This window comes from Pseudomonas sp. LAP_36 (genome assembly GCF_019456785.1).
GTDB lineage: Bacteria > Pseudomonadota > Gammaproteobacteria > Pseudomonadales > Pseudomonadaceae > Aquipseudomonas > Aquipseudomonas tritici.
The window spans coordinates 549,956-571,159 of record NZ_JAHZMS010000001.1 but is presented as its reverse complement, the minus strand read 5'-3'; the positions used below and the strand labels follow the sequence as shown (position 1 = coordinate 571,159).

General features: G+C 60.7%; 20 protein-coding genes. 3 read left to right on the top strand and 17 right to left on the bottom strand.

What is annotated here, in order from left to right; genetic code table 11:
- Positions 1 to 106 precede the first annotated feature (106 nt).
- A complete protein-coding gene (gene ppc / locus JBO08_RS02690; protein ID WP_065872470.1) occupies positions 107 to 2,734 on the bottom strand; it encodes a phosphoenolpyruvate carboxylase in 2,628 nt (875 codons plus the stop codon).
- A gap of 184 nt (positions 2,735 to 2,918) precedes the next feature.
- Here ppc and JBO08_RS02685 point away from each other — a divergent pair, with 184 nt between their 5' ends.
- The 3 genes from JBO08_RS02685 to JBO08_RS02675 all read left to right on the top strand — a co-directional run bounded on the left by JBO08_RS02685 (position 2,919) and on the right by JBO08_RS02675 (position 4,812).
- A complete protein-coding gene (locus JBO08_RS02685) occupies positions 2,919 to 3,263 on the top strand; it encodes a pilin assembly protein (protein ID WP_065872471.1) in 345 nt (114 codons plus the stop codon).
- Positions 3,264 to 3,560: 297 nt separating this feature from the next.
- Positions 3,561 to 3,971 carry a DUF4398 domain-containing protein gene (locus JBO08_RS02680; RefSeq protein WP_175402981.1) on the top strand — a complete coding sequence of 137 codons (411 nt, stop codon included), beginning with the start codon at positions 3,561 to 3,563 and terminating at the stop codon, positions 3,969 to 3,971.
- Between the two features lie 55 nt (positions 3,972 to 4,026).
- Positions 4,027 to 4,812 (top strand): OmpA family protein, encoded by a 786-nt coding sequence (locus JBO08_RS02675; protein ID WP_065872473.1) that lies wholly within the window; start codon positions 4,027 to 4,029, stop codon positions 4,810 to 4,812.
- 29 nt (positions 4,813 to 4,841) lie between these two features.
- Here JBO08_RS02675 and JBO08_RS02670 read toward each other — a convergent pair whose 3' ends face one another.
- The 16 genes from JBO08_RS02670 to JBO08_RS02595 all read right to left on the bottom strand — a co-directional run bounded on the left by JBO08_RS02670 (position 4,842) and on the right by JBO08_RS02595 (position 21,082).
- Positions 4,842 to 5,036 (bottom strand): hypothetical protein, encoded by a 195-nt coding sequence (locus tag JBO08_RS02670; protein ID WP_065872474.1) that lies wholly within the window; start codon positions 5,034 to 5,036, stop codon positions 4,842 to 4,844.
- Between the two features lie 202 nt (positions 5,037 to 5,238).
- Positions 5,239 to 5,535, bottom strand: coding sequence for a hypothetical protein (locus JBO08_RS02665; protein WP_175402980.1), 297 nt, complete (start codon positions 5,533 to 5,535; stop codon positions 5,239 to 5,241).
- A gap of 205 nt (positions 5,536 to 5,740) precedes the next feature.
- Positions 5,741 to 6,067, bottom strand: coding sequence for a hypothetical protein (locus JBO08_RS02660; protein WP_064451038.1), 327 nt, complete (start codon positions 6,065 to 6,067; stop codon positions 5,741 to 5,743).
- Positions 6,064 to 6,969 (bottom strand): alpha/beta hydrolase, encoded by a 906-nt coding sequence (locus tag JBO08_RS02655; protein ID WP_065872476.1) that lies wholly within the window; start codon positions 6,967 to 6,969, stop codon positions 6,064 to 6,066. Before JBO08_RS02655 ends, JBO08_RS02660 begins: the two co-directional genes overlap by 4 nt.
- A gap of 101 nt (positions 6,970 to 7,070) precedes the next feature.
- Positions 7,071 to 8,348, bottom strand: a complete 1,278-nt coding sequence (locus JBO08_RS02650; RefSeq protein WP_065872477.1) for a flavohemoglobin expression-modulating QEGLA motif protein — start codon at positions 8,346 to 8,348, stop codon at positions 7,071 to 7,073.
- A 21-nt stretch (positions 8,349 to 8,369) separates the two neighbouring features.
- Positions 8,370 to 8,918, bottom strand: a complete 549-nt coding sequence (locus JBO08_RS02645) for a hypothetical protein (protein WP_065872478.1) — start codon at positions 8,916 to 8,918, stop codon at positions 8,370 to 8,372.
- Positions 8,919 to 8,933: 15 nt separating this feature from the next.
- The gene (locus JBO08_RS02640) at positions 8,934 to 9,650 is read right to left on the bottom strand and encodes a TetR/AcrR family transcriptional regulator (protein ID WP_083207060.1); all 717 of its coding nucleotides are present in this window, start codon (positions 9,648 to 9,650) and stop codon (positions 8,934 to 8,936) included.
- Positions 9,651 to 9,755: 105 nt separating this feature from the next.
- On the bottom strand, positions 9,756 to 11,258 hold the full coding sequence (gene lysS, locus JBO08_RS02635; protein ID WP_220074545.1) for a lysine--tRNA ligase: 1,503 nt from the start codon (positions 11,256 to 11,258) through the stop codon (positions 9,756 to 9,758).
- 78 nt (positions 11,259 to 11,336) lie between these two features.
- A protein-coding gene (gene prfB / locus JBO08_RS02630; protein ID WP_139113184.1) for a peptide chain release factor 2 occupies positions 11,337 to 12,432 on the bottom strand; the annotation gives its coding sequence in 2 pieces (ribosomal slippage) (positions 11,337 to 12,359 and positions 12,361 to 12,432; 1,095 coding nt in all).
- 236 nt (positions 12,433 to 12,668) lie between these two features.
- Positions 12,669 to 13,670 (bottom strand): PleD family two-component system response regulator, encoded by a 1,002-nt coding sequence (locus tag JBO08_RS02625; RefSeq protein ID WP_065872481.1) that lies wholly within the window; start codon positions 13,668 to 13,670, stop codon positions 12,669 to 12,671.
- Positions 13,671 to 13,722: 52 nt separating this feature from the next.
- Complete coding sequence (locus JBO08_RS02620; protein WP_065872482.1) at positions 13,723 to 14,733, bottom strand: chemotaxis response regulator protein-glutamate methylesterase; 1,011 nt, start codon at positions 14,731 to 14,733, stop codon at positions 13,723 to 13,725.
- The gene (locus tag JBO08_RS02615) at positions 14,730 to 16,997 is read right to left on the bottom strand and encodes a hybrid sensor histidine kinase/response regulator (protein WP_065872483.1); all 2,268 of its coding nucleotides are present in this window, start codon (positions 16,995 to 16,997) and stop codon (positions 14,730 to 14,732) included. Before JBO08_RS02615 ends, JBO08_RS02620 begins: the two co-directional genes overlap by 4 nt.
- Positions 16,994 to 17,695: a chemotaxis protein CheW gene (locus JBO08_RS02610; protein WP_065872484.1), complete on the bottom strand. Its 702-nt coding sequence runs from the start codon at positions 17,693 to 17,695 to the stop codon at positions 16,994 to 16,996. Before JBO08_RS02610 ends, JBO08_RS02615 begins: the two co-directional genes overlap by 4 nt.
- Positions 17,692 to 18,951, bottom strand: a complete 1,260-nt coding sequence (locus tag JBO08_RS02605) for a protein-glutamate O-methyltransferase CheR (protein WP_065872485.1) — start codon at positions 18,949 to 18,951, stop codon at positions 17,692 to 17,694. The genes JBO08_RS02610 and JBO08_RS02605 overlap by 4 nt, the downstream gene beginning before the upstream one ends.
- Entirely contained in the window at positions 18,948 to 19,460 is a 513-nt protein-coding gene (locus tag JBO08_RS02600) for a chemotaxis protein CheW (protein WP_065880091.1), read from the bottom strand. Before JBO08_RS02600 ends, JBO08_RS02605 begins: the two co-directional genes overlap by 4 nt.
- Entirely contained in the window at positions 19,460 to 21,082 is a 1,623-nt protein-coding gene (locus tag JBO08_RS02595) for a methyl-accepting chemotaxis protein (RefSeq protein WP_065872487.1), read from the bottom strand. The genes JBO08_RS02600 and JBO08_RS02595 overlap by 1 nt, the downstream gene beginning before the upstream one ends.
- Between the last annotated feature and the right edge of the window lie 122 nt (positions 21,083 to 21,204).

The window sequence follows — 21,204 nt, the reverse complement described above, 5'->3', positions numbered from 1 at the left end:
TAGGTAGGGTGTGCCTGAGTGCAACCCGGCCGCATAAACGCCAGCCGCCCTTTTCAGGACGGCCGACGTGCTTTATCTGCAAGCCATTGAGAACACGCAAAAAACCTTAGCCGGTGTTACGCAAACCAGCGGCAATACCGGCCACAGACACCAGCAGCGCCTGTTCCAGAGGGCTGTCCTGCGCCGCTTCCTGCTGGCGCGAGCGTGCCAGCAGCTCGGCTTGCAGCAAGTGCAAGGGGTCGAGGTAGGTGTTGCGCAGGCGGATGAACTCAAGGGTGTCAGGGCTATGGGCCAGCAGTTGCGACTGACCGGTCAGGCCAAGCACCACGCTGCACGCCTGCGACAATAGGTCGCGCAGGTGCGCACCCAATGGCAGCAGGTCTGGCTGCACCAGCCGCTCGTCATACAGACGGGCGATATCGGCATCGGCCTTGGCCAGCACCATTTCCAGCATGTCGATGCGGGTACGGAAGAACGGCCATTGCTCACGCATCTGCCCCAGCAGTTCGCCTTCGCCGCGCTCCAGCGCCTTGCTCAGCGCCGCTTCCCAACCAAGCCAGGCCGGCAGCATCAGGCGGGTCTGGGTCCAACCGAAGATCCATGGGATCGCACGCAGGCTTTCAATCCCGCCCGCACGGCGCTTGGCCGGGCGACTGCCCAATGGCAAACGGCCCAGTTCCTGTTCCGGCGTGGACTGGCGGAAGTACTCAACGAACTGCGGATTTTCCCGCACAACGGCGCGGTAAGCGCTGACACCGTCTGCCGCCAATTCATCCATCAAATGGCGCCAGGCCGGTTCAGGCGGCGGCGGTGGCAACAGCGTGGCTTCGAGTACCGCCGCCAGGTAAAGATTGAGGTTCTGTTCGGCGATATCCGGCAGGCCGAATTTAAAGCGAATCATCTCGCCCTGCTCAGTGGTACGGAACCGCCCCGCCACCGAACCCGGTGGCTGCGACAGGATCGCCGCGTGCGCCGGGCCGCCGCCACGGCCGACCGTGCCGCCACGACCGTGGAACAACAGCAATTCCACTTGTTGTTCGCGGCATATATCCACCAGCCGTTCCTGCGCCCGGTACTGCGCCCAGGCAGCGGCGGTGGTGCCGGCGTCCTTGGCTGAGTCCGAGTAGCCAATCATCACTTCTTGCGGGCCCTGCAAACGCGCGCGATAGCCCGGCAGCAGCAACAGTTGCTCGATCACAGGACCGGCGTTATCCAAGTCGGTCAGGGTTTCGAACAGCGGCACCACGCGCATCGGCCGTTGCACGCCTGACTCTTTAAGCAGCAGTTGCACTGCCAGCACGTCGGACGCCGCGCCCGCCATGGAAATGACATACGAACCCAAGGAGGCAGCCGGGGCGGCGGCGACTTCCTTGCAAGTGTTAAGCACCTCGGCGGTATCGGCTGACGGTTTGAAATAGCTCGGCAATAGCGGTCGACGGTTGGCCAGCTCCTTCATCAGGAAGCTGATGCGCGCGTCTTCGTCCCAGTCTTCGTAACGTCCCAGCCCCAGATAATCGGTGATCTCGGTCATCGCCGCCGAATGGCGACTGGAGTCCTGGCGCACGTCCAAGCGTACAAGGAATAAGCCAAAGGTCACGGCCCGACGCAGGCAGTCGAGCAGCGGGCCATCGGCGATCACGCCCATGCCGCACTCATGCAGCGACTGGTAGCACAATTCCAGCGGCTCCAGCAGGTCATGGTTGTTCTGCAACACCTCGGCCGGCGCCGGGGTGCTGCTGCTCAACGCCGCGTGTGCCCATTGGCGCGTGGCGCGCAGGCGTTCGCGCAGTTGCTTGAGCAACGCACGATAAGGCTCGACGCTGTCACCGACCTTGGCCTGCAACGCCGGGCTGGCCTGTTGCATCGATAGCTCCGAGGCCAGGTGATCGATATCACGCAGGTACAAGTCGGCCGCCATCCAGCGCGCCAACAACAACACTTCGCGGGTGACCGGCGCAGTGACATTCGGGTTGCCGTCACGGTCGCCGCCCATCCAGGACGCAAAGCGGATCGGCGCCGCTTCCAGGGGCAGGCGCAGGCCGGTGGCGGCGTGCAACGCCTGGTCAGCCTTGCGCAGGTAATTAGGGATGGCGTGCCACAGCGAATGCTCGATCACCGCAAAGCCCCACTTGGCCTCGTCCACCGGGGTGGGCCGGGTACGGCGGATTTCTTCGGTGTGCCAGGCTTCAGCGATCAGCCGTTGCAGGCGCTGGCGGATCTGCTCGCGCTCGGCGGTCGTGAGGTCGCGGTGATCCTGCAGGGCCAGTTGGGCAGCAATGGCATCGTATTTCTGGATCAGGGTACGGCGCGCCACTTCCGTAGGGTGAGCGGTGAGGACCAGTTCAATCTCCAGGCGCCCCAACTGGCGGGCCAGGGATTCGTTGCTATGGCCTTCGCTTTGCAGGCGGGCGAGCAACTCCGGCAATACGCGGGATTCAAACGGCGCGGGTTGCGACTCATCGCGTCGGTGAATCAGTTGGTATTGCTCGGCGATGTTGGCGAGGTTGAGGAATTGATTGAACGCACGGGCCACCGGCAACAGTTCGTTTTCCTGCAGCTGATTCACGCGGGTACTCAGTTCATCGCCAGCGCCGCGGCGATCAGCCTTTGCGCCTTTGCGGATCTGCTCGATCTTGTCGAGGAAATCATCGCCGTACTGCTCTCGAATGGTGTTGCCCAACAGCTCACCCAGCAGGTGAACATCCTCACGCAAGCGTGCATCGATATCACTCATCAGCCAATCTCCAGCCAGAAATCCGGGACGCACAGGTCTGCCAGAGTGCCGCCAGCGTCCATTTATGACAAGACTTTAAACCTTGTGAGTTGCAGCTAGTCTCAAGGTTGAGTCGTCGCGTTTACCTACGCAGGCGACTGGTTGCTCATCACCGCCTGCCAACGCAGGCTTTATTGAGGTTGCCATGAAAATCCGAGAATTGGCCCAGCATTGGGAAGAGAACGCCAAGGGTCGCCTGACCAAAACCGAGTACGCGATTCATCTGGATGTAGAGGCGGCCGCGAGGCTGGCGGCCATCGCCGAAATGTACCCCAAGCGTCAGACCGAAGAATTACTGGGCGAGTTGATCGGCGCGGCCCTGGAAGAGCTTGAAGAGAGCTTTCCGTACGTCAAGGGCGAGCATGTGATTGCCACCGACGAAGAGGGCGACCCCCTTTACGAAGATGTCGGTCCAACCCCTCGCTTCCTGTCACTTTCGCGGCGGTTTCTGCACGACCAGTCTGCCAGCGACGAAGACCCGCAACGCTGACCCCCTCTTCAAAACTTCCTTTTCACCCAAGTATTCCGGGCTTTTATCGAGCCCGGCATACCGTTCGTGCAGCAGAAAGTTCCAACTTTTTGCCCTGACCAATCAGTCAAAAAAAATTTTTAGGCAATTCGCCATCTTTGCTGAACTATTCAAAAAAGCCTCGGGTCACACCGAGTAAGCCATCACTTGGAACAGCCGTTTGAATAGGCGTCCGCAGCTTTAAAGCTAGTCCGCCGCCGCTGACCACCTGAGATGGATTTTGATGTTATTAGGAGTTATCTAATGGAGTTGAAGACGATGAAGACCAGCACTGCCAAATCCTCGTTTAACCCTCTGCGCGGGCTCAAGTTGGCCGCGCTGGCAATCGGCACCAGCTTCGTTTTGGCTGGCTGCGCCGGCAACCCTCCGACCGAGCAATATGCAGTCACCCAGTCTGCGGTGAACAGCGCTGTCAGCGCCGGCGGCACCGAGTACGCGGCTGTAGAAATGAAGTCGGCCCAGGACAAGCTCAAGCAAGCTGAGATTGCCATGCACGACAAAAATTACGACGAAGCCCGTCGCCTGGCCGAACAAGCCGAGTGGGACGCTCGCGTTGCAGAGCGCAAATCCCAGGCTGCCAAGGCTGAACAGGCTGTGAAGGATTCCCAGAAGGCTGTTGATGAGTTGCGTAAGGAAGGCATGCGCCCGGCTGCTATCCAGCAGAAGTAAGACGCTTCCTGTGACCGAATCGCACCCGATAAAGAATTGAAAGGACGACACGACTATGCGTAAACAATTGATGATCCCTGCCCTGCTGGCGATGAGCGTTGCACTGGCGGCTTGCTCCACTCCGCCGAACGCGAACCTGGAAAATGCACGGACCAACTTCTCGTCCCTGCAAACCAACCCGCAAGCGACCAAGCTCGCGGCGCTGGAAACCAAGGACGCCAGCGAATGGCTGGACAAGGCTGACAAGGCTTACCGCGACAACGAAGACCAGAAGAAAGTCGACCAACTGGCCTACCTGACCAACCAGCGTGTTGAAGTGGCCAAAGACACCATCGTGCTGCGCGAATCCGAAGCCAAGCTGAAAAACGCCGGCGACGAACGCGCTCGCGCTTTGCTGGATGCTCGTGATGCGCAGATCAAGCAGCTGCAAGACAGCTTGAACGCCAAGCAGACCGATCGCGGCACCCTGGTGACCTTCGGTGACGTGCTGTTCGCCACCAACAAATCTGATCTGAAATCCAGCGGCCTGGTTAACATCACCAAGCTGGCTCAGTTCCTGCGCGACAACCCGGACCGTAAGGTGATCGTCGAAGGCTACACCGACAGCACCGGTTCCGACTCGTACAACCAGAGCCTGTCGGAGCGCCGTGCAGCCTCCGTGCAACGCGCACTGGCTCAGCAAGGCGTGGACATCTCGCGCATCGTGACTCAAGGCTATGGCAAGGAATACCCGGTTGCCGACAACACCAGCGTGTCGGGCCGTGCCATGAACCGCCGCGTTGAAGTGACCATCTCCAACGACAACCAACCGGTCAAGCCACGGTCTTCCGTTGCTAACTGATTGATTGGCGCCGCATAAAAAAACCCACCTCACGGTGGGTTTTTTTTCGGCTCGTCAAACTGAATGGTGCGATTCGTATCCTCGGCTGGCAGTTCAATCTTTGCGCTGGCCGGTTCATCCATCCGTTGATCGCGCTTGTACCTGCGAGCAGCTTCCTGTTCCAGCGCCACATGCTGTCTTGCCATGGCCAACATGTTTTCCAATACAGGAATATGTATTTTCATCCTCGACCCAATCTGAGTAGGTTGCACCTTTTTATGTGGGAGCTTGAGCCGAAACGGTTCCAGACATTTCCTCTGCGAATGTCCCATGCCGCTACGTGACTTGCGTGTGCCACGCGTCACACCGCCTGCTCCGTTGCGGATTGTCGGTCTAACTCAACATGAAAAACCGCCCAATAGAGGCGGTTTTTTGAGGGAGCGCGAATTACCCGCCGACCTTGCCTGAGCCCTGTGTCTCCGGCATTTGGATTTGGCCCTGACTGCCAGCCTGACCCTCTTGTGCGCCTTGATCGCCTTGCGCGCCCTGTGCACCCTGAGCCTTCTGTGCCAGCAGCTTCTCCAGCAGTTTCATCAGTTCGTCGAGGCCAGCTCCGCCCTCGCTACCTTGACCGCCTTTAGCACCTTGTGCCTGCATTTCTTTGATTTTATTTTGAACGTCTCGGATCTGCTGATCGAGGCCTTGGTTTGATTGGGCGCCCCCAACATTGGCACCAGCGCCCATGCTCCCTACGCCCGACACTCCGTTTATACCCGCCATATATGCTCACTCCAGACTAATGAAAAAAATGGGCCGATCAGCATCGCCAATCAGCCCATAATCTGTGGTGAGCGCGCCAGGCTGGTTCCGGCCGGCTGAACGCCTGACAGGCGTTAAATCATTAAACGGTACGCAAAACGGAGCTTTCCCACAGCGCTGAAAACAGCGTTCACTCCTGCAATTGCGGGGTTTCTTGCCCCATGCATCGCACGGCCTGCTTCTTGTTGTTCACCAGCACACCGCTGAGGCCTTTCTGCTCGGTGTCGAACATCACCAGCACGCCATCCACGCATTGCGCCACTTGCGCGGCCGGGGTCAGGGAGATCTTGTAGTCCTCGCCGGGCACGGTCTTGAGCAGGGTGAAATCGCTGAGCAGCAATGCATCTTCGGGTTTGGCAAAGTGCAGGTAACCGTAGAACCACAGGCAACCGACGGTACCGATGATAGTGCCAATACCGGTGAGGATCAGCGGGATCATATTGCGTTCTTCGCTCATTGCGGGCTCTCTGATGAATCAACTTTTCGAGTGGGATAGTTCGGAATTTCGCCCAGGCGACGTAGGCCGTTGAAGTGTTGCGGGTCGTCCAGATAGCGCAGCATCACGGTTTGCCAGGTCTTGTCGGCAAAGGTTTGCACATGGCCGCCCCGGGTCAACTGCAGCACCCTTGGCGGCGGCGCGGCCTGGTACAGGCGGATGCCATTGGCCACTGGCACAATGGGGTCATCCAGACTGTGGAACAACAGTTTCGGCACACCCGTCAGCTGAGGCATGGCGCGGATCGCACTGTCGGCGTCCGGTACCAGCCAGGACAGGGGCACTTGAAACGGCCATGTTAACCAGGAAGTACTGAGGGCGAATTGTCCTACGTCACGATAACTGGCGGGCACGCCGTCCAGCACCAGCGCCTTGAGCCGGGATTGACGTTCCGGATGGGCTGCCAGGTAGTGCACCGCCAGCGCGCCACCCAGGCTTTGGCCCAGAACGATCAGCGGCTGGCCCTGGGTTTCGGGCGCCTTGTCGATCCAGCTGAACGCCGCATCAACATCCTGATAGACCGCGGGTAATGATGGCTTACCTTCCGACAGCCCATAACCGCGATAGTCCAGCAGCAGTACTTGGTAACCCTGCTCAGGCAACCACCAACTGCCGCCCAGGTGCCAGGCGAGGTTGCCGCCGTTGCCGTGCAAGTGCAGCACCGTGCCCTTGAGCGGCACGCCGGGCTTGGCCGGTAGCCACCAGGCGTGAAGCTTCACGCCATCGGCGGTGGTCAAGGTGACGTCGCGGTATTGCAGGCGGGCTTTTTCCGGCGTGAACGGCAGGCCGGGCTCGGGGTAGAACAGCAGGGAGCTGCAGCCGTTCAAAGTGAGTAGCAGGCACAAAATGCCGAGGATTCTCATCCGTTGAAGCCTCGCTGGAAGGTTGTACTCATTTCTCAAAAACAAATGAGATCAAATGTGGGAGCTGGTTCGCCTGCTCCCACCTGTTTGATCCGGTTTCCTCAAAGGATATTCGAATAATCTGCCTCGATCCGATCCAGGCTCAAGTGGTTGAGGAAGTTGGAGAAGCACATCCACGCCGCCAGCGCGTTCATATCGCGGAACTGCTCCGGCAAGTACTTGGGCGGCACCACCAGGCCTTCGTCGACCAGCTGACGCAGGGTGCGCATGTCTTCCAGGGTGGTCTTGCCGCAGAACAGCAGCGGCACTTGCTCCAGCTTGCCTTTACGCACGGCGAGCTGAATGTAGTTGTAGACCATGATAAAGCCCTTGAGGTAGGACAGATCCTTGGTAAACGGCAGACCGTTCGGCACCGAGCCACGGAATACGCGACTGGCGTTGCCATAGCTTTCGCCCATCTCAAAGCCTTGCTCGCGGAAGAACTCAAACACCTGCAGGAAGTCGGCGCCCTCCTCCACCATGTGGATGGCACGGGTGCGGTTGGTCAGTTTGCGCAGGCGGCTCGGGTAGGAGGCAAAGGTGATGATTTCCATCAGGATCGCCAGGCCTTCCTGGGTCACGGTGGAGGACGGCGGGCCCTTGGACAGGAATGTGCAGATCGGTTGGTTCTGCCCGTTTAGCGTGGTGCCAACATGCACCAGGCCTTCATGCACTTCCAAGGCGCGCACGTCGCGGTCATTGAACATCGCGTCGGCGCGGATCTTGATGTAGTCGGCGCCCGCCGCGGCGTCGGCGACAATACCGTCGGACTCGAACACGCGGATAGTCTCTTCGGCCTCGCCAAATACCTTGTTCAGGCGTGTTTGCAGCAGCGCCACGGCGTCCTTGGCGGTGAGGGTCTTGGCTTCATCCTTCAAATCGCCACGGCCGTCGATGTTGTTCAGATAGTCAGAAAGCATCAGGCCCAGGTCCGCCAGGGTCGGGTCGCCAGCGTGGAACGCATCGGAGGCGGCGCCGTACAGTTCCTGGGATATCAGGCCGAAATCCTCGGTACCGCGCGCTTCGAGCATGCGCACAACCATGCGATATTCCCGGCACATGCGGCGCATGATCTGCCCCACGGGGCTGAACTGGCCGAGGCGACGGGTAATGTCGCGCTCGATGTTCTGGAACTCCAGCTTTACCGCGCTGGAATCAAACGACAGCGGTCGGTTCCGGTAGTAGTCGCGGTCCACCGCGGGCATTTCCTTGCCCTTGGCCTTGAGGAATCCCTGGCGAATGTTGTCGTCCCACTTCACGGCGTCGAGGACGCGAATCGGTGTCTGCGCCAGCACAATGCGATCAGACAAGGTGCGTATCGTCTGCTGGTAATCGTCCACCCGGTGCTTCCTCTTTAAACGTTATTTGCCCGTGCGCTGGTAGCGCACGGCTTCCACGAATACATCGGCGTTGGCCGGGTCATCCAGGTAGGCAAACACTTGGTCCATGGGGCTGTCGACCAATACCCCATCGCCTTCGACGGTTTCCACGGTGTCGCCGTGCAGCACCTGTTGCCCGATGGCCTGGTGAATCTGTTCCAGATCGAGGTTATAGACCACCAATTCGTGCTTATCGTCGAACTCGAATCCTGCCAGGAAGTAATGCCCTCCGAACTTGGCCGGCAACGGTGCCGACAGATACCAGCGGCTGCCATGACGCGAAACCGTAAACAGGTATTCATCGCGCTGGGCCGGTGTGGCTTTAGGGTAGCTCACCGCCTTATAGCGATGCTCACCAGCACCGCTGATTTGCAGATTGAGCGGTTCGCCCCAGGCATTCCTGCTGGTCCAATGGCCCAGCAATTCATCCGGCGCCGCCTCATGAGCCGGCAGCGGGTCCTTGAACGTCACCAAGCAACCGCTGAGCAACAGGAACGACAAGGCGATTACCGCCACACGCCAGGTTTTCATTGGACTCCCCCGGTGTCAGACCGAGGCCAACACCAAATGCATATAACGCTTGAGAATTTCAAGCATCTCTTCACCGGTCAGAGGCTCTGCGCCGCCCAGCAGGCCCTGATATTCCATCCGACTGATTATCGCCGTCAACACTTTGGCATCCTGTTGCGGCTCGCGGGAGCCCAGTACCTGGAAAAACTGCCCTGTGCCCTGCAACAGAATCTGCTGATGGGAACGCACCAGCTCAGCCAACCGCGGGTTCAGCAGCGCTTCCTGGCGAAAGGCCTGCTCGGCCATCAGGTGCTCACGGCGGTTGGTCAGTTGGCGCAACACGTAGTCAGCGGTCAAACGCGCAATATCATCGGCCAGTTGCGAGCGTGACTGCGGGCTGCCGTCGCCATAGGCGACCATTTCACGCAGCAGACCCTCGTTACGCACCCACAGCTTGCCCATGAACGCGGCACTGCGTTCGACGTATTGGGCGAAGGTATCGGTGAGCAAGTCATCGATATCCTTGAAATAGTAGGTGGTGGCCGACAACGGCACCCCCGCCTCTGCCGCGACTGCCCGATGGCGCACGGCCCGTACGCCATCACGCACCACGATGCGCATCGCCGCATCGAGAATGTCTTGCCTGCGTTGCTCACTGCCCCGTCGACTGGCCTTACGGCCCTGGTACTGGACGCTTTCAGCCACGGCAGCAGCAATGCCGGCGGCGCCTTCTTGAGCCATTACGCGGTTCACGACACACATCCTTGAATAGAACAAAACCTGGCGCTGTTTGCTTGACGCTTATAAACGCCGCATAAAAAAGCCGCCTTATAAAGGCGGCTCTGGATTTCGCTACGGTTACGCTTGTGGCCGCATGTGCGGGAACAAGATCACATCGCGGATCGACGGCGAGTTAGTCAACAGCATCACCAGGCGGTCGATGCCGATCCCTTCACCGGCGGTTGGCGGCATGCCGTATTCCAGGGCGCGCACGAAGTCGGCATCGTAGTGCATGGCTTCGTCGTCGCCGGCGTCCTTGTCAGCCACCTGGGCCATGAAGCGCTCGGCCTGGTCTTCCGCGTCGTTCAACTCGGAGTAGGCGTTGGCGATTTCGCGGCCGCCGATGAACAGTTCGAAACGGTCGGTGACGTTCGGGTTGTCATCGTTGCGACGGGCCAGCGGCGACACTTCGAACGGGTACTGGGTAATGAAGTGCGGCTGTTCCAGCTTGTGCTCCACCAGCTCTTCGAAAATCATCACCTGCAACTTGCCCAGGCCTTCGAAACCCAGCACCTTGGCGCCGGCTTTCTTGGCAATGGCGCGGGCCTTGTCGATGTCGGTCAAGTCGTCAGCGGTCAACTCGGGGTTGTACTTGAGGATCGAATCGAACACCGACAGGCGCACGAACGGCTCGCCGAAGTGGAACACTTTGTCGCCGTACGGCACGTCAGTGCTGCCCAGGACCAACTGTGCCAGTTCGCGGAACAGTTCTTCGGTCAGGTCCATGTTGTCTTCGTAGTCGGCGTAGGCCTGGTAGAACTCCAACATGGTGAATTCTGGGTTGTGACGCGTCGAAACGCCTTCGTTACGGAAGTTGCGGTTGATCTCGAACACTTTCTCAAACCCGCCAACCACCAGACGCTTGAGGTAAAGCTCAGGCGCGATACGCAGGAACATTTCCAGGTCCAGCGCGTTGTGGTGGGTTTCGAACGGCTTGGCGGCTGCGCCACCCGGGATGGTTTGCAGCATCGGGGTTTCGACTTCGAGGAAGTCACGCTGCATCAGGAAGCTGCGAATGTGCGCAATCACTTGCGAACGCACGCGGAAGGTGTGGCGCACCTCTTCGTTGACGATCAGGTCAACGTAGCGCTGGCGGTAGCGCTGCTCGGTGTCGGTCAGGCCGTGGTGCTTGTCCGGCAGCGGGCGCAGGGATTTGGTCAGCAGGCGTACGCTGGTCATTTCAACGTACAGGTCGCCCTTGCCGGAACGGGCCAGGGTGCCTTCGGCGGCGATGATGTCGCCCATGTCCCAGGTTTTCACCGAGGCCAGGGTGTCTTCAGGCAGGGTCTTGCGGTTGACGTAGACCTGGATACGCCCGGTCATGTCCTGGATCACCATGAACGAGCCACGGTTGAGCATGATGCGACCTGCCACCTTGACCGGGATCGCCGCTTCTGCCAGCTCTTCCTTGGTCTTGTCCGCGTATTGCTTCTGCAAGGCATCGCAGTAGTTTTCGCGGCGGAAGTCGTTCGGGAAGGCATTGCCCTTGGCGCGCTCGGCAGCCAGCTTTTCCTTGCGCAGGGCGATCAGGGAGTTTTCTTCCTGTTGCAGGGCTTGCGGGTCGAGTTGTTGGTCGCTCATGTCTTTAAATATTCCATCAGGTTCGTTGCCCCCGGCCTGCGGCCGGGGATCGCCGGCATGCCGGCTCCTAAAACGGGGTTACAGGCCTGACTTCAGGCTGGCTTCCAGGTATTCGTCGATATCGCCGTCGAGCACCTTGTCGCAGTCGCTGCGTTCGATGTTAGTGCGCAAATCCTTGATCCGCGACGCATCAAGCACATAAGAACGGATCTGGTGACCCCAGCCGATATCCGACTTGGTGTCTTCCAGCGCCTGGGAAGCGGCGTTGCGCTTCTGCATTTCCTGCTCGTACAACTTGGCCCGCAGCATTTTCATGGCGGTGTCCTTGTTCGCGTGCTGGGAGCGTTCGTTCTGGCAGCTCACCACGGTGTTGGTCGGTACGTGGGTAATACGTACGGCCGAGTCGGTGGTGTTTACGTGCTGGCCACCGGCACCGGAGGAGCGGTAGGTATCGATGCGGAGGTCGGCCGGGTTGATCTCGATTTCGACCTTGTCGTCGATCTCTGGCGAGACGAACACAGCAGAGAACGAGGTGTGCCGACGGTTGCCGGAGTCAAACGGGCTCTTGCGCACCAGGCGATGCACGCCGATCTCGGTCCGCAGCCAACCAAAGGCGTATTCGCCCTTGATGTGTACGGTCGCGCCCTTGATACCGGCGACTTCACCGGCGGACAGCTCCATGATGGTCGCTTCGAAACCGCGCTTGTCAGCCCAGCGCAGGTACATGCGCAGCAGGATGTTGGCCCAGTCCTGGGCCTCGGTGCCGCCGGAACCGGCCTGGATGTCCAGGTAGGCGTTGTTCGGGTCCATTTCGTGGCTGAACATGCGACGGAATTCAAGCTTGGCGAGGTTGTCCTCGAGACGGGCCAGCTCGGCGACGACATCGCCCACTGCGCCTTCGTCGTTTTCTTCGACGGCCATGTCCAGCAGGTCACGGCAATCGGCCAGACCGGTGTTCAACTCGTCGAGGGTATCGACGATCTGCGCCAGCGCAGCGCGCTCGCGGCCCAGTTCCTGAGCGTATTCAGGTTTGTTCCAGACAGCAGGATCTTCAAGCTCGCGATTGACTTCGGTCAGACGCTCATGCTTTTGATCGTAGTCAAAGATACCCCCGAATAGTTTCGGAGCGCTCGGACAGGTCCTTGATGGTGTTAAGGATCGGGTTGATTTCCATGGCGGGCAGCACTCGTTGGCGAACTTTTGAAAGCCGGCGAGTATAACGGCAAACGTCCGGAAACGGCAGTCCGCTTGGCCGAAAAGGCGGGGTTTGTAGGCTATCGACAGAACAATGGAGATCAAATGTGGGAGCTGGCTTGCCTGCGATTGCGGTCCGTCAGTTACCACATCTGTATCTGATACACCGCTATCGCAGGCAAGCCAGCTCCCACAGGGGTTTTACGGTGCTTCGAGTTATTCGATACACACCTGATTGCGCCCATTGTGCTTGGCCGTATACAACCCCTTGTCCGCCGCCATGATCAACTGTCGGCAATCCGTGCCCTGCACCGGTGTCATGGTCGACAGGCCGATACTGATGGTCAGGCTCGCCCCCTCAGCCGGCGCTATGTGCGGGATTTTCAGCGCGGCAACGGCCATGCGTAGCTTTTCAGCCACCAGGCGTGCGCCGCCCGGCGACGTATTCGGCAGTACCAAGGCGAACTCTTCACCGCCGTAGCGCGCTGGCAGGTCCGAGGGGCGACTGCTGGCTTCGCGGATGGTGGTGGCGACTTTGCGCAGGGCTTCGTCGCCTTCGACGTGGCCGAAGCTGTCGTTGTAGGTTTTGAAAAAATCCACGTCGATCATCAGCAGCGACAGCTGGGTCTGGTCGCGCATGGCACGACGCCATTCCAGTTCCAGGTATTCGTCGAAGTGGCGGCGGTTGGACAGCCCGGTGAGGCCGTCGGAGTTCATCAAGCGTTGCAGCACCAAATTGGTGTCTAGCAGTTGCTGCTGGCTGACTCGCAGCGCTCGATAAGCCGCGTCCCGTTGCAACAAGGTCATGTAGGAGCGCGAGTGATAGCGGATGCGCGCCACCAGTTCGATATTGTCCGGCAGCTTGACCAGGTAGTCGTTGGCGCCGGCCGAAAATGCCGCGCTCTTGATCAGCGGGTCTTCCTTGGTGGAAAGCACGATGATCGGAATATTTTGCGTGGCCGGGTGGTTGCGGTATTCGCGCACCAGCGTCAGGCCGTCGAGGCCAGGCATCACCAAGTCTTGCAGGATCACGGTCGGTTTGATGCGGATCGCCTGGGCAATCGCCTGGTGCGGGTCGGCGCAGAAGTGGAAGTCGATGTTTTCTTCATGGGCCAGGCCACGTCGCACGGCTTCTCCGATCATGGCCTGGTCGTCGACCAGCAACACCATGGCAGCATTTTCATCGGTCTTGATGTCGTCGATCTGTAAATCATTCATGTGCAATCACCTGAATTACTTTCCTGCTGGCCAGCACCCTGGAGGGTCTTGATCATTTTGCGAAGACCTCCAGTAATCGGGGCGCAATTCTGTCCAGTGGGCGAATTTCAACAGCAGCATCAATCGCCGCCGCCGCTTTGGGCATGCCATACACCGCCGAGCTCTGCTGATCCTGGGCGATGGTTAAATAACCTTGTTCACGCAGCAACTTGAGGCCTTGGGCCCCGTCGCGCCCCATACCTGTCAGCAAGACGCCAACGGCGTCACCATTCCAATGGCTGGCCACGCTTTCGAAAAACACGTCGATCGAAGGCCGGTAAATCTCGTTCACTGGCTCTGCGGTATAGGCTAGCGTGCCATTCTTCAACAGACGAATATGGTGGTTGGTGCCGGCCAGCAGCACTACACCGCTTTGCGGTGCCTCACCCTCGCGGGCCAGGCGCACCGGCAGGCCAGAGGCGCTGCTCAGCCACTCGGCCATGCCGGCGGCAAACACCTGGTCCACATGCTGCACCAATACAATGGCGGCCGGAAAGTCTTGAGGCAAACCCTTGAGCAGGATTTCCAGGGCCGCCGGGCCACCTGCCGAGGACCCGATAGCCACCAGGCTCTGGCGCTTGCCGGTGGCGCGCGGTGGTGCGGCGTCGGCACGCAGGCGGCTGCCACGCTGGCCGATCAACCAGCCGATATTGAGGATCTTGCGCAGCAGCGGCGCCGCCGCATCCTTGGGGTTGCCCACGCCCAGCGGCGGCGTGTCCACCACATCCAGGGCGCCATGGCCCATGGCTTCGAACACGCGGCTGACATTGGCCTGGCGGTCGACGGTGACGATAACAATGGCACAGGGGGTCTCGGCCATGATCTGCCGAGTGGCTTCCACACCGTCCATTACGGGCATGATCAAGTCCATCAGGATCAGGTCCGGGGTCAGCTCAGCGCAGCGCTGCACCGCTTCCAGGCCATTGGCTGCCACCCACACAACCTGGTGAGCAGGTTCGAAACTCAAGGCACGGCGAAGGGCCTCAACCGCGAGGGGCATGTCATTGACGATTGCGATCCTCATGCGCGCGCGCCTCCGATCAGTTCCACCACCGCGTCGAGCAACGCGTCATCATGGAAACTGGCTTTGGCTAAATAATAGTCGGCGCCGGCGTCCAGTCCACGACGTCGGTCTTCTTCGCGATCCTTGTAGGACACCACCATCACCGGCAACGATTGCAGGCGACTGTCACGGCGCAAGAGTGTGACCAATTCAATACCGTCCATTCGAGGCATATCAATGTCTGTGATCAGCAGGTCAAAGTCTTCGGAACGCAGGGCGTTCCAGCCGTCCATGCCATCAACCGCGACGGCCACTTCATAACCACGATTAAGTAACAATTTGCGTTGCAGCTCACGCACGGTCAGCGAGTCATCCACCACCAGCACCCGTTTACGCGGCGCCTCGGTGGTTTGTTGGCTACGCCGGGCAATACGTTCCAAACGTCCGGTGTTGAGCAACTTGTCCACCGAACGCAGCATGTCTTCAACGTCGACGATCAACACCACCGAGCCGTCGTCCAGCAAGGCGCCGGCGGAGATGTCCTGGACCTTGCCCAGGCGATCATCCAGCGGTAACACCACCAGCGTGCGCTCGCCGATAAAACGCTCCACAGCAATCCCGTACACGGCATCGCGCTCGCGGATCACCACCACTTTCAACGTGTCTGACTGACTCTGCCCCGCCGGGCGCTGCAACAACTGGCTGGCGGCGACCAGGCCGACATGCCGGCCTTCGTGCCAGAAATGCTGGCGGCCTTCGAGTTGCACAATATCGTCGGGCGCCAGGTCGCACATGCGCTCGATATGGGCCAGCGGGAACGCGTAGGCTTCTTCACCGACTTCCACCACCAGGCTGCGTACCACCGACAAGGTCAACGGCACTTCCAGGTGGAAACGACTGCCCTGCCCCGCCGTCTGCTCCAGCACCACGGCACCACGCAGTTGGCGGACCATATGCTGCACCGCATCCAGCCCGACTCCACGCCCGGACACTTCGGTGACCTTGTCGCGCAGGCTGAACCCCGGCAGGAACAGGAACGTCAGCAACTCTTCTTCGCTCAGGCGCAGGGCGGTTTCAACCGGCGACAGATGGCGGTCGACGATGGTGCCGCGCAAGCGCTCCAAGTCGACGCCATTGCCGTCATCGCTCAATTCCAGTACCAGCAAACCGGCTTGATGAGAGGCGCGCAGGCGGATCAGGCCTTCAGCCGGCTTGCCTGCGAGCAGGCGTTGCTCAGGCATTTCGATGCCGTGGTCGACGGCATTGCGCAATAAATGGGTGAGTGGAGCTTCGAGCTTTTCCAGCACGTCGCGGTCGACCTGGGTCTTTTCACCCTCGATTTCCAGGCGCACCTGCTTGCCCAGGCTGCGGCCAAGGTCGCGCACCATGCGCACCTGCCCAGCGAGGACATCGGCAAACGGTCGCATGCGGCAGGCCAGGGCGGTGTCATACAGCACTTGGGCGCGCTGCCCGGCCTGCCAGCCGAATTCGTCCAGTTCAGCATGTTTTTCCGCCAGCAAGGCCTGGGCTTCGCTCAACAAGCGGCGGGTGTCGGCCAGGGCTTCCTGGGCTTCGAGGTTCAAACCCACGGTTTTGAGCTGGCCGTCCAGCGTATCGAGGGCGCGGACACTTTGACTCTGAATGCGTTTTAGGCGCTGCAGGCTGGCCAAGTAGGGCTTGAGCCGCTGGGTTTCCACCAGGGATTTGCTCGACAGGTCGAGCAGGCTGTTCAAGCGCTCGGCGGTCACCCGCAGTACGCGCTCGCCGCCTTCGGTCATGCGTTTGTTCTGACGCGGCGGCTCGGCGGCAACTGGCGGCGCGGGCTCGGGTTCCGGCGGCAGTTCTTCAACAACCGGTGCCGGCGCTGGCGGCGGCGTAGCCTTGACCGGCGCCTGGGACGGGTCCAGCAGGCGCTCCATCAACGCCACATAAGCTTCGATGTCGGCCGACCCCACGTCATTGCCCGGCGTGGCGATGCGCATCAGCAGATCAGTGCCTTGCAGCAACGCATCAATATGTTCGGGTTGCAGGTACAGGCGGCTTTCCTGGGCGCTCACCAGGCAATCCTCCATGACGTGGGACACGCTGACCCCGGCGTCCACCCCAACGATGCGCGCGGCGCCCTTGAGCGAGTGCGCCGCACGCATGCACGCTTCAAGCTGGTCGGCCTGGGTCGGGTTGCGTTCCAGGGCCAGCAGGCCCGCGCTGAGTACCTGGGTCTGCGCATCGGCTTCCAGGCTGAACAGTTCCAGCAGCGAGGCGTCGCGCATCTGGTCGGGGGTCATGTGAGGCTCCGGGTCACGGCGGACAACAATTGCGCCTCGTCCAGCCAACGCAGGCTGCGGCCTTTCCACTGCAACACGCCCTGGGTGAAGCGGCCGCTGGCCTGGGTGCCGGAGGCCGATGCGGCCTTCAGGGTGCGCTCATCGATAGCATGGATACCGTCGACTTCATCCACCGGCACCACCACCGGGCCATCCTGGGCGGCGATGATCAACATGCGCGGCATGATGCGCCCACCGCTGGCGCCCTGGGTGGTGGCGTCCAGGCCCAGCAACTCGACCAGCGACAGGCACGCCACCAGCGCGCCGCGCACGTTGGCCACGCCAAGCAAGGCGCGGGAGCGCTGGTGTGGCAGGGAGTGAATCGGTTGCAACGGCGCCACTTCCACCAGACAACGGGTGGCAATGCCCAGCCATTCTTCGCCGAGGCGGAACATCAGCAGGGAACGTGTGACCACCTCCTCGCCCAATTCGACCGCGTTGTACGCGCGATGCGCGTCCTGCTGCAATGCGTAGCGATCCAGCAAGCGCGTGGCCGCCGCCGAGTACACCGAGCAGTTGCGGCAATGGATATGGTCCGCCAGCAACGGGCAGGACTTGTCGCCATGGATGCCGATGCGGTTCCAACAGTCATCGATGGCCTGGGTGTCGGCCAGGGTCAGGTCCAGGCCTGCGGTGTCGAGCGCCTCGGTGTTATTCATCGCTTGGACTCACTGTCAGCTCGCTCGCTCCGCGCGGCCCGCGCTTGCAAGCGGCGCGCCCCCGCACTGTCACCCTGAGACTCAAGCAACGCGGCCAGGTGCATCAAGGCCTGCGGGTGCTGGGGTTCCAGGTACAAGGCTTTTCGATAATAGCCCTGGGCCTCCAGGGCGCTGCCGGCCACGTCGCTGAGCAGCCCCAGCCAGTAGAACACTTGGGCGGCCGGCGGGTGGTTGTTCAGGTATTGCTCGCAAGCGGCGCGAGCATCAAGGCTTTTGCCTTCATTGGCCAGCGTGGCGATCCGACTGAGCAGATCAGCCGCGTCGGAATGCGCCACCTTGATTGGCATCACTTGGGCGCTGACCGTGCTGAACGGCCGCGGCTTGGTAGGAATCGGTGCCGCACTGCGCTGCGGGATGGGCGCGGCGATAGGCACAAACGCTGGCTCCGGCTTGACCGGCTCAGCCTGCCGACTGAACGCAAAGGACTGCGGCACACCAATCGAACGCATGCCATGGCGCCCCAGCAGGCTGCCCTCGGCCGGGCCGATAAACAGCACGCCGTCCTCATGGGTCAGGCCCTTGAGTACAGCAAACACTTGCTTCTGGGTCGGCTGGTCGAAATAGATCAGCAGGTTGCGACAGAACACAAAGTCGTAGCTCGCCTCATTGGCCAGCAGCGCCGGGTCAAGCAGGTTGCCGACTTGCAGGCGCACCTGTTCGCGCACACGGTCGGCGATGTGGTAGCCGTCGCCGAATTCGGTGAAATGTCGGTCGCGAAACGCCAGATCGCCGCCGCGAAACGAGTTCTTGCCATACACCCCGCGTCGCGCGCGCTCAACCGACAGTGGGCTGACATCCAGGCCCAGCACCTTGAACTGGTGCGGCGCCAAACCGGCATCCAGCAGCGCCATGGCAATCGAATAAGGTTCTTCGCCGGTGGAGCACGGCAGGCTGAGGATGCGCAGTGCGCGCATCTGCTTGATGTCGAGCAGGCGGGCCTTGGCCAGGCGGGCCAGGGTTGCAAAGGATTCGGGGTAACGGAAAAACCAGGTCTCGGGGACGATTACCGCCTCGATCAGCGCTTGCTGTTCATCCTCGGAGCTTTGCAGGTGCTGCCAGTATTCGCCGGCCGCTTGGGCATTGACGGCCTGGCTGCGTTGGCGCACCGCACGCTCGATGATGGCTTCGCCCACAGACGCGACGTCCAGGCCGATGCGCTCTTTCAGGAAGGCAAAAAAACGCGGGTCGTGGCTCATGGGCTCGGCTCTGCAGAAAACAGCAAGGCGCGCACTTCGTCGGTGAGCAATTCGTTAACCCCAATCCACTGCATCAAGCCCAAGGCATCTTCACGCACCAGCCCCAGGTACGGCGCCTCGCGGTTATCCAGGCCATAAGGCTTGAACTCGCCAAGGTCGCAACGCAGGGTGTCGGTGGCTTGTTCCAGGATCAGCCCCAGCCAATGCGCTTGAACCCAAGGCTGCGGCTGGTAATTGACCAGCACCAGGCGCGTGCTGGTGCGCGCCTGGGCCGGCGTGCCGAAGGCCAGGGCGCTGAGGTCGATGACCGGCACCAGCGCGCCACGATGGGCAAAAATGCCCGACACCCACTGCGGTGCATGGGCAATCGGCTTGAGCGGCAAGCGCGGCAGTACCTCGGCGACTTCCGTGGCCCTGAGGGCAAAACGCTCGTCGCCAATGTGGAACACCAGGAACAACGCCTTTTTCGCTGCCGGGACGGCACCGCGTTTAGCCGCGAGATCGCTCATCAGACTTTGAAACGCGACACGCCGCTGCGCAGACCGACCGCAACCTGGCTCAGCTCATCAATGGCAAAGCTGGCCTGGCGCAGCGAGTCGACAGTCTGGCTGCTGGCATCGCCCAGTTGCACCAGCGCGTGGTTGATCTGCTCGGCGCCGGTAGCCTGGGCCTGCATGCCTTCGTTGACCATCAACACCCGCGGCGCCAGCGCCTGTACCTGATGGATGATCTGCGACAGCTGCTCGCCCACTTGCTGCACTTCAAACATGCCGCGACGTACTTCTTCGGAGAACTTGTCCATGCCCATCACCCCTGCGGACACCGCCGACTGGATCTCGCGCACCATCTGCTCGATGTCGTAGGTGGCCACGGCGGTCTGGTCGGCAAGGCGGCGAACTTCGGTGGCAACCACGGCAAAGCCGCGACCGTATTCACCGGCCTTCTCGGCCTCGATGGCCGCGTTGAGCGACAGCAGGTTGGTCTGGTCGGCAACCTTGACGATGGTCACCACCACCTGATTGATGTTGCCGGCCTTCTCATTGAGGATCGCCAGCTTGGCGTTCACCAGGTCGGCGGCGCCCATGACCGAGTGCATGGTTTCTTCCATGCGCGCCAGGCCTTGCTGGCCAGAGCCGGCGGCGACCGACGCCTGGTCGGCAGCGGTGGACACTTCGGTCATGGTGCGCACCAGGTCCTTGGACGTGGCAGCGATTTCGCGGGACGTGGCGCCGATCTCAGTGGTAGTCGCAGCGGTTTCAGTGGCGGTGGCCTGTTGTTGCTTGGACGTGGCGGCAATCTCGGTGACCGAGGTGGTCACCTGCACCGACGAGCGCTGGGCCTGGGACACGAGGGCGGTGAGCTCGGTCATCATGTCGTTGAAGCCGGTCTCTACCGCACCGAATTCGTCCTTGCGCTCCAGGTTCAGGCGTTTGCTCAGGTCACCAGTGCGCATGGTTTCAAGGATGTCGACGATGCGCTGCATCGGCGCCATGATCGCGCGCATCAGCAGCAGGCCACACAGGCCAGCGGCAAGGATGGCGATAAGCAGCGACACGGCCATGCTGATCTTGGCAGACAGGACTGCCTCGTCGATCGCCGCCGTGGCGCGGTCAGACACGTTCTTGTTTTCAGTGATGATGTCGTTGAGCTTCATGCGCCCTTCAGTCCAGATCGGCGTCAATTGCTCCTCGACCAATACGCTCGCGCCCGGCAGGTCGTTGGCTTCGACGCGCTCCAGCACCTGGGCGAGGACTTTGTTGTACGTCGTGTGCGCCGCCTTGAAGTTATCGAATTCCATGCGGTCAGCTTGGCTATGAATGGTTTTTTCATAGTTGGCCATCTGCTGTTCGATACGCGCTTCGAAGGACTTGTAGTTCGACCTGTCGGTGTTGCTGAGCGTTTTTTCGTCGCGCAGACCAATGATATCGACGGTTTCAAGGTAGCTGTCGACCCACGCGCTGCGGATCATCGAGCTGAGGTAAACGCCCGGTACCGCGTCGTCACGCACCAATTCCTGGCTGGTTTCGATCTTCAGCAACCGTGAGTAGGAGACCACAACCATTAACAGCATGATGGCGATAATGACCGCAAAGCTTGCCAAGATCCGTTGGCGCAAGGTCCAGTTCTTCACAGTAATTCCTCGAAGGGCCATTCAAATGGAGGGAGTATAGCTGAGCGGGTGCCCTCATTTATCAATGGGTTTTGACGCAGCGCGCACGGAATGCAAAAACACCCCGGACCGCCAAGGCAGCC

Bases quoted from the DNA above. Each gene is read 5' to 3' on its own strand.
- JBO08_RS02675 (WP_065872473.1), top strand. From the start codon at position 4,027: ATGCGTAAACAATTGATGATCCCTGCCCTGCTGGCGATGAGCGTTGCA.
- JBO08_RS02665 (WP_175402980.1), bottom strand. From the start codon at position 5,535: ATGGGCGCTGGTGCCAATGTTGGGGGCGCCCAATCAAACCAAGGCCTC.
- JBO08_RS02610 (WP_065872484.1), bottom strand. From the start codon at position 17,695: ATGAATAACACCGAGGCGCTCGACACCGCAGGCCTGGACCTGACCCTG.
- JBO08_RS02655 (WP_065872476.1), bottom strand. From the start codon at position 6,969: ATGAGAATCCTCGGCATTTTGTGCCTGCTACTCACTTTGAACGGCTGC.
- lysS (WP_220074545.1), bottom strand. From the start codon at position 11,258: ATGAGCGACCAACAACTCGACCCGCAAGCCCTGCAACAGGAAGAAAAC.
- JBO08_RS02600 (WP_065880091.1), bottom strand. From the start codon at position 19,460: ATGAGCGATCTCGCGGCTAAACGCGGTGCCGTCCCGGCAGCGAAAAAG.
- JBO08_RS02685 (WP_065872471.1), top strand. From the start codon at position 2,919: ATGAAAATCCGAGAATTGGCCCAGCATTGGGAAGAGAACGCCAAGGGT.
- ppc (WP_065872470.1), bottom strand. From the start codon at position 2,734: ATGAGTGATATCGATGCACGCTTGCGTGAGGATGTTCACCTGCTGGGT.
- JBO08_RS02680 (WP_175402981.1), top strand. From the start codon at position 3,561: ATGAAGACCAGCACTGCCAAATCCTCGTTTAACCCTCTGCGCGGGCTC.
- JBO08_RS02620 (WP_065872482.1), bottom strand. From the start codon at position 14,733: ATGAGGATCGCAATCGTCAATGACATGCCCCTCGCGGTTGAGGCCCTT.
- JBO08_RS02605 (WP_065872485.1), bottom strand. From the start codon at position 18,951: ATGAGCCACGACCCGCGTTTTTTTGCCTTCCTGAAAGAGCGCATCGGC.
- JBO08_RS02660 (WP_064451038.1), bottom strand. From the start codon at position 6,067: ATGAGCGAAGAACGCAATATGATCCCGCTGATCCTCACCGGTATTGGC.
- JBO08_RS02615 (WP_065872483.1), bottom strand. From the start codon at position 16,997: ATGACCCCCGACCAGATGCGCGACGCCTCGCTGCTGGAACTGTTCAGC.
- JBO08_RS02670 (WP_065872474.1), bottom strand. From the start codon at position 5,036: ATGAAAATACATATTCCTGTATTGGAAAACATGTTGGCCATGGCAAGA.
- JBO08_RS02625 (WP_065872481.1), bottom strand. From the start codon at position 13,670: ATGAATGATTTACAGATCGACGACATCAAGACCGATGAAAATGCTGCC.
- JBO08_RS02645 (WP_065872478.1), bottom strand. From the start codon at position 8,918: ATGAAAACCTGGCGTGTGGCGGTAATCGCCTTGTCGTTCCTGTTGCTC.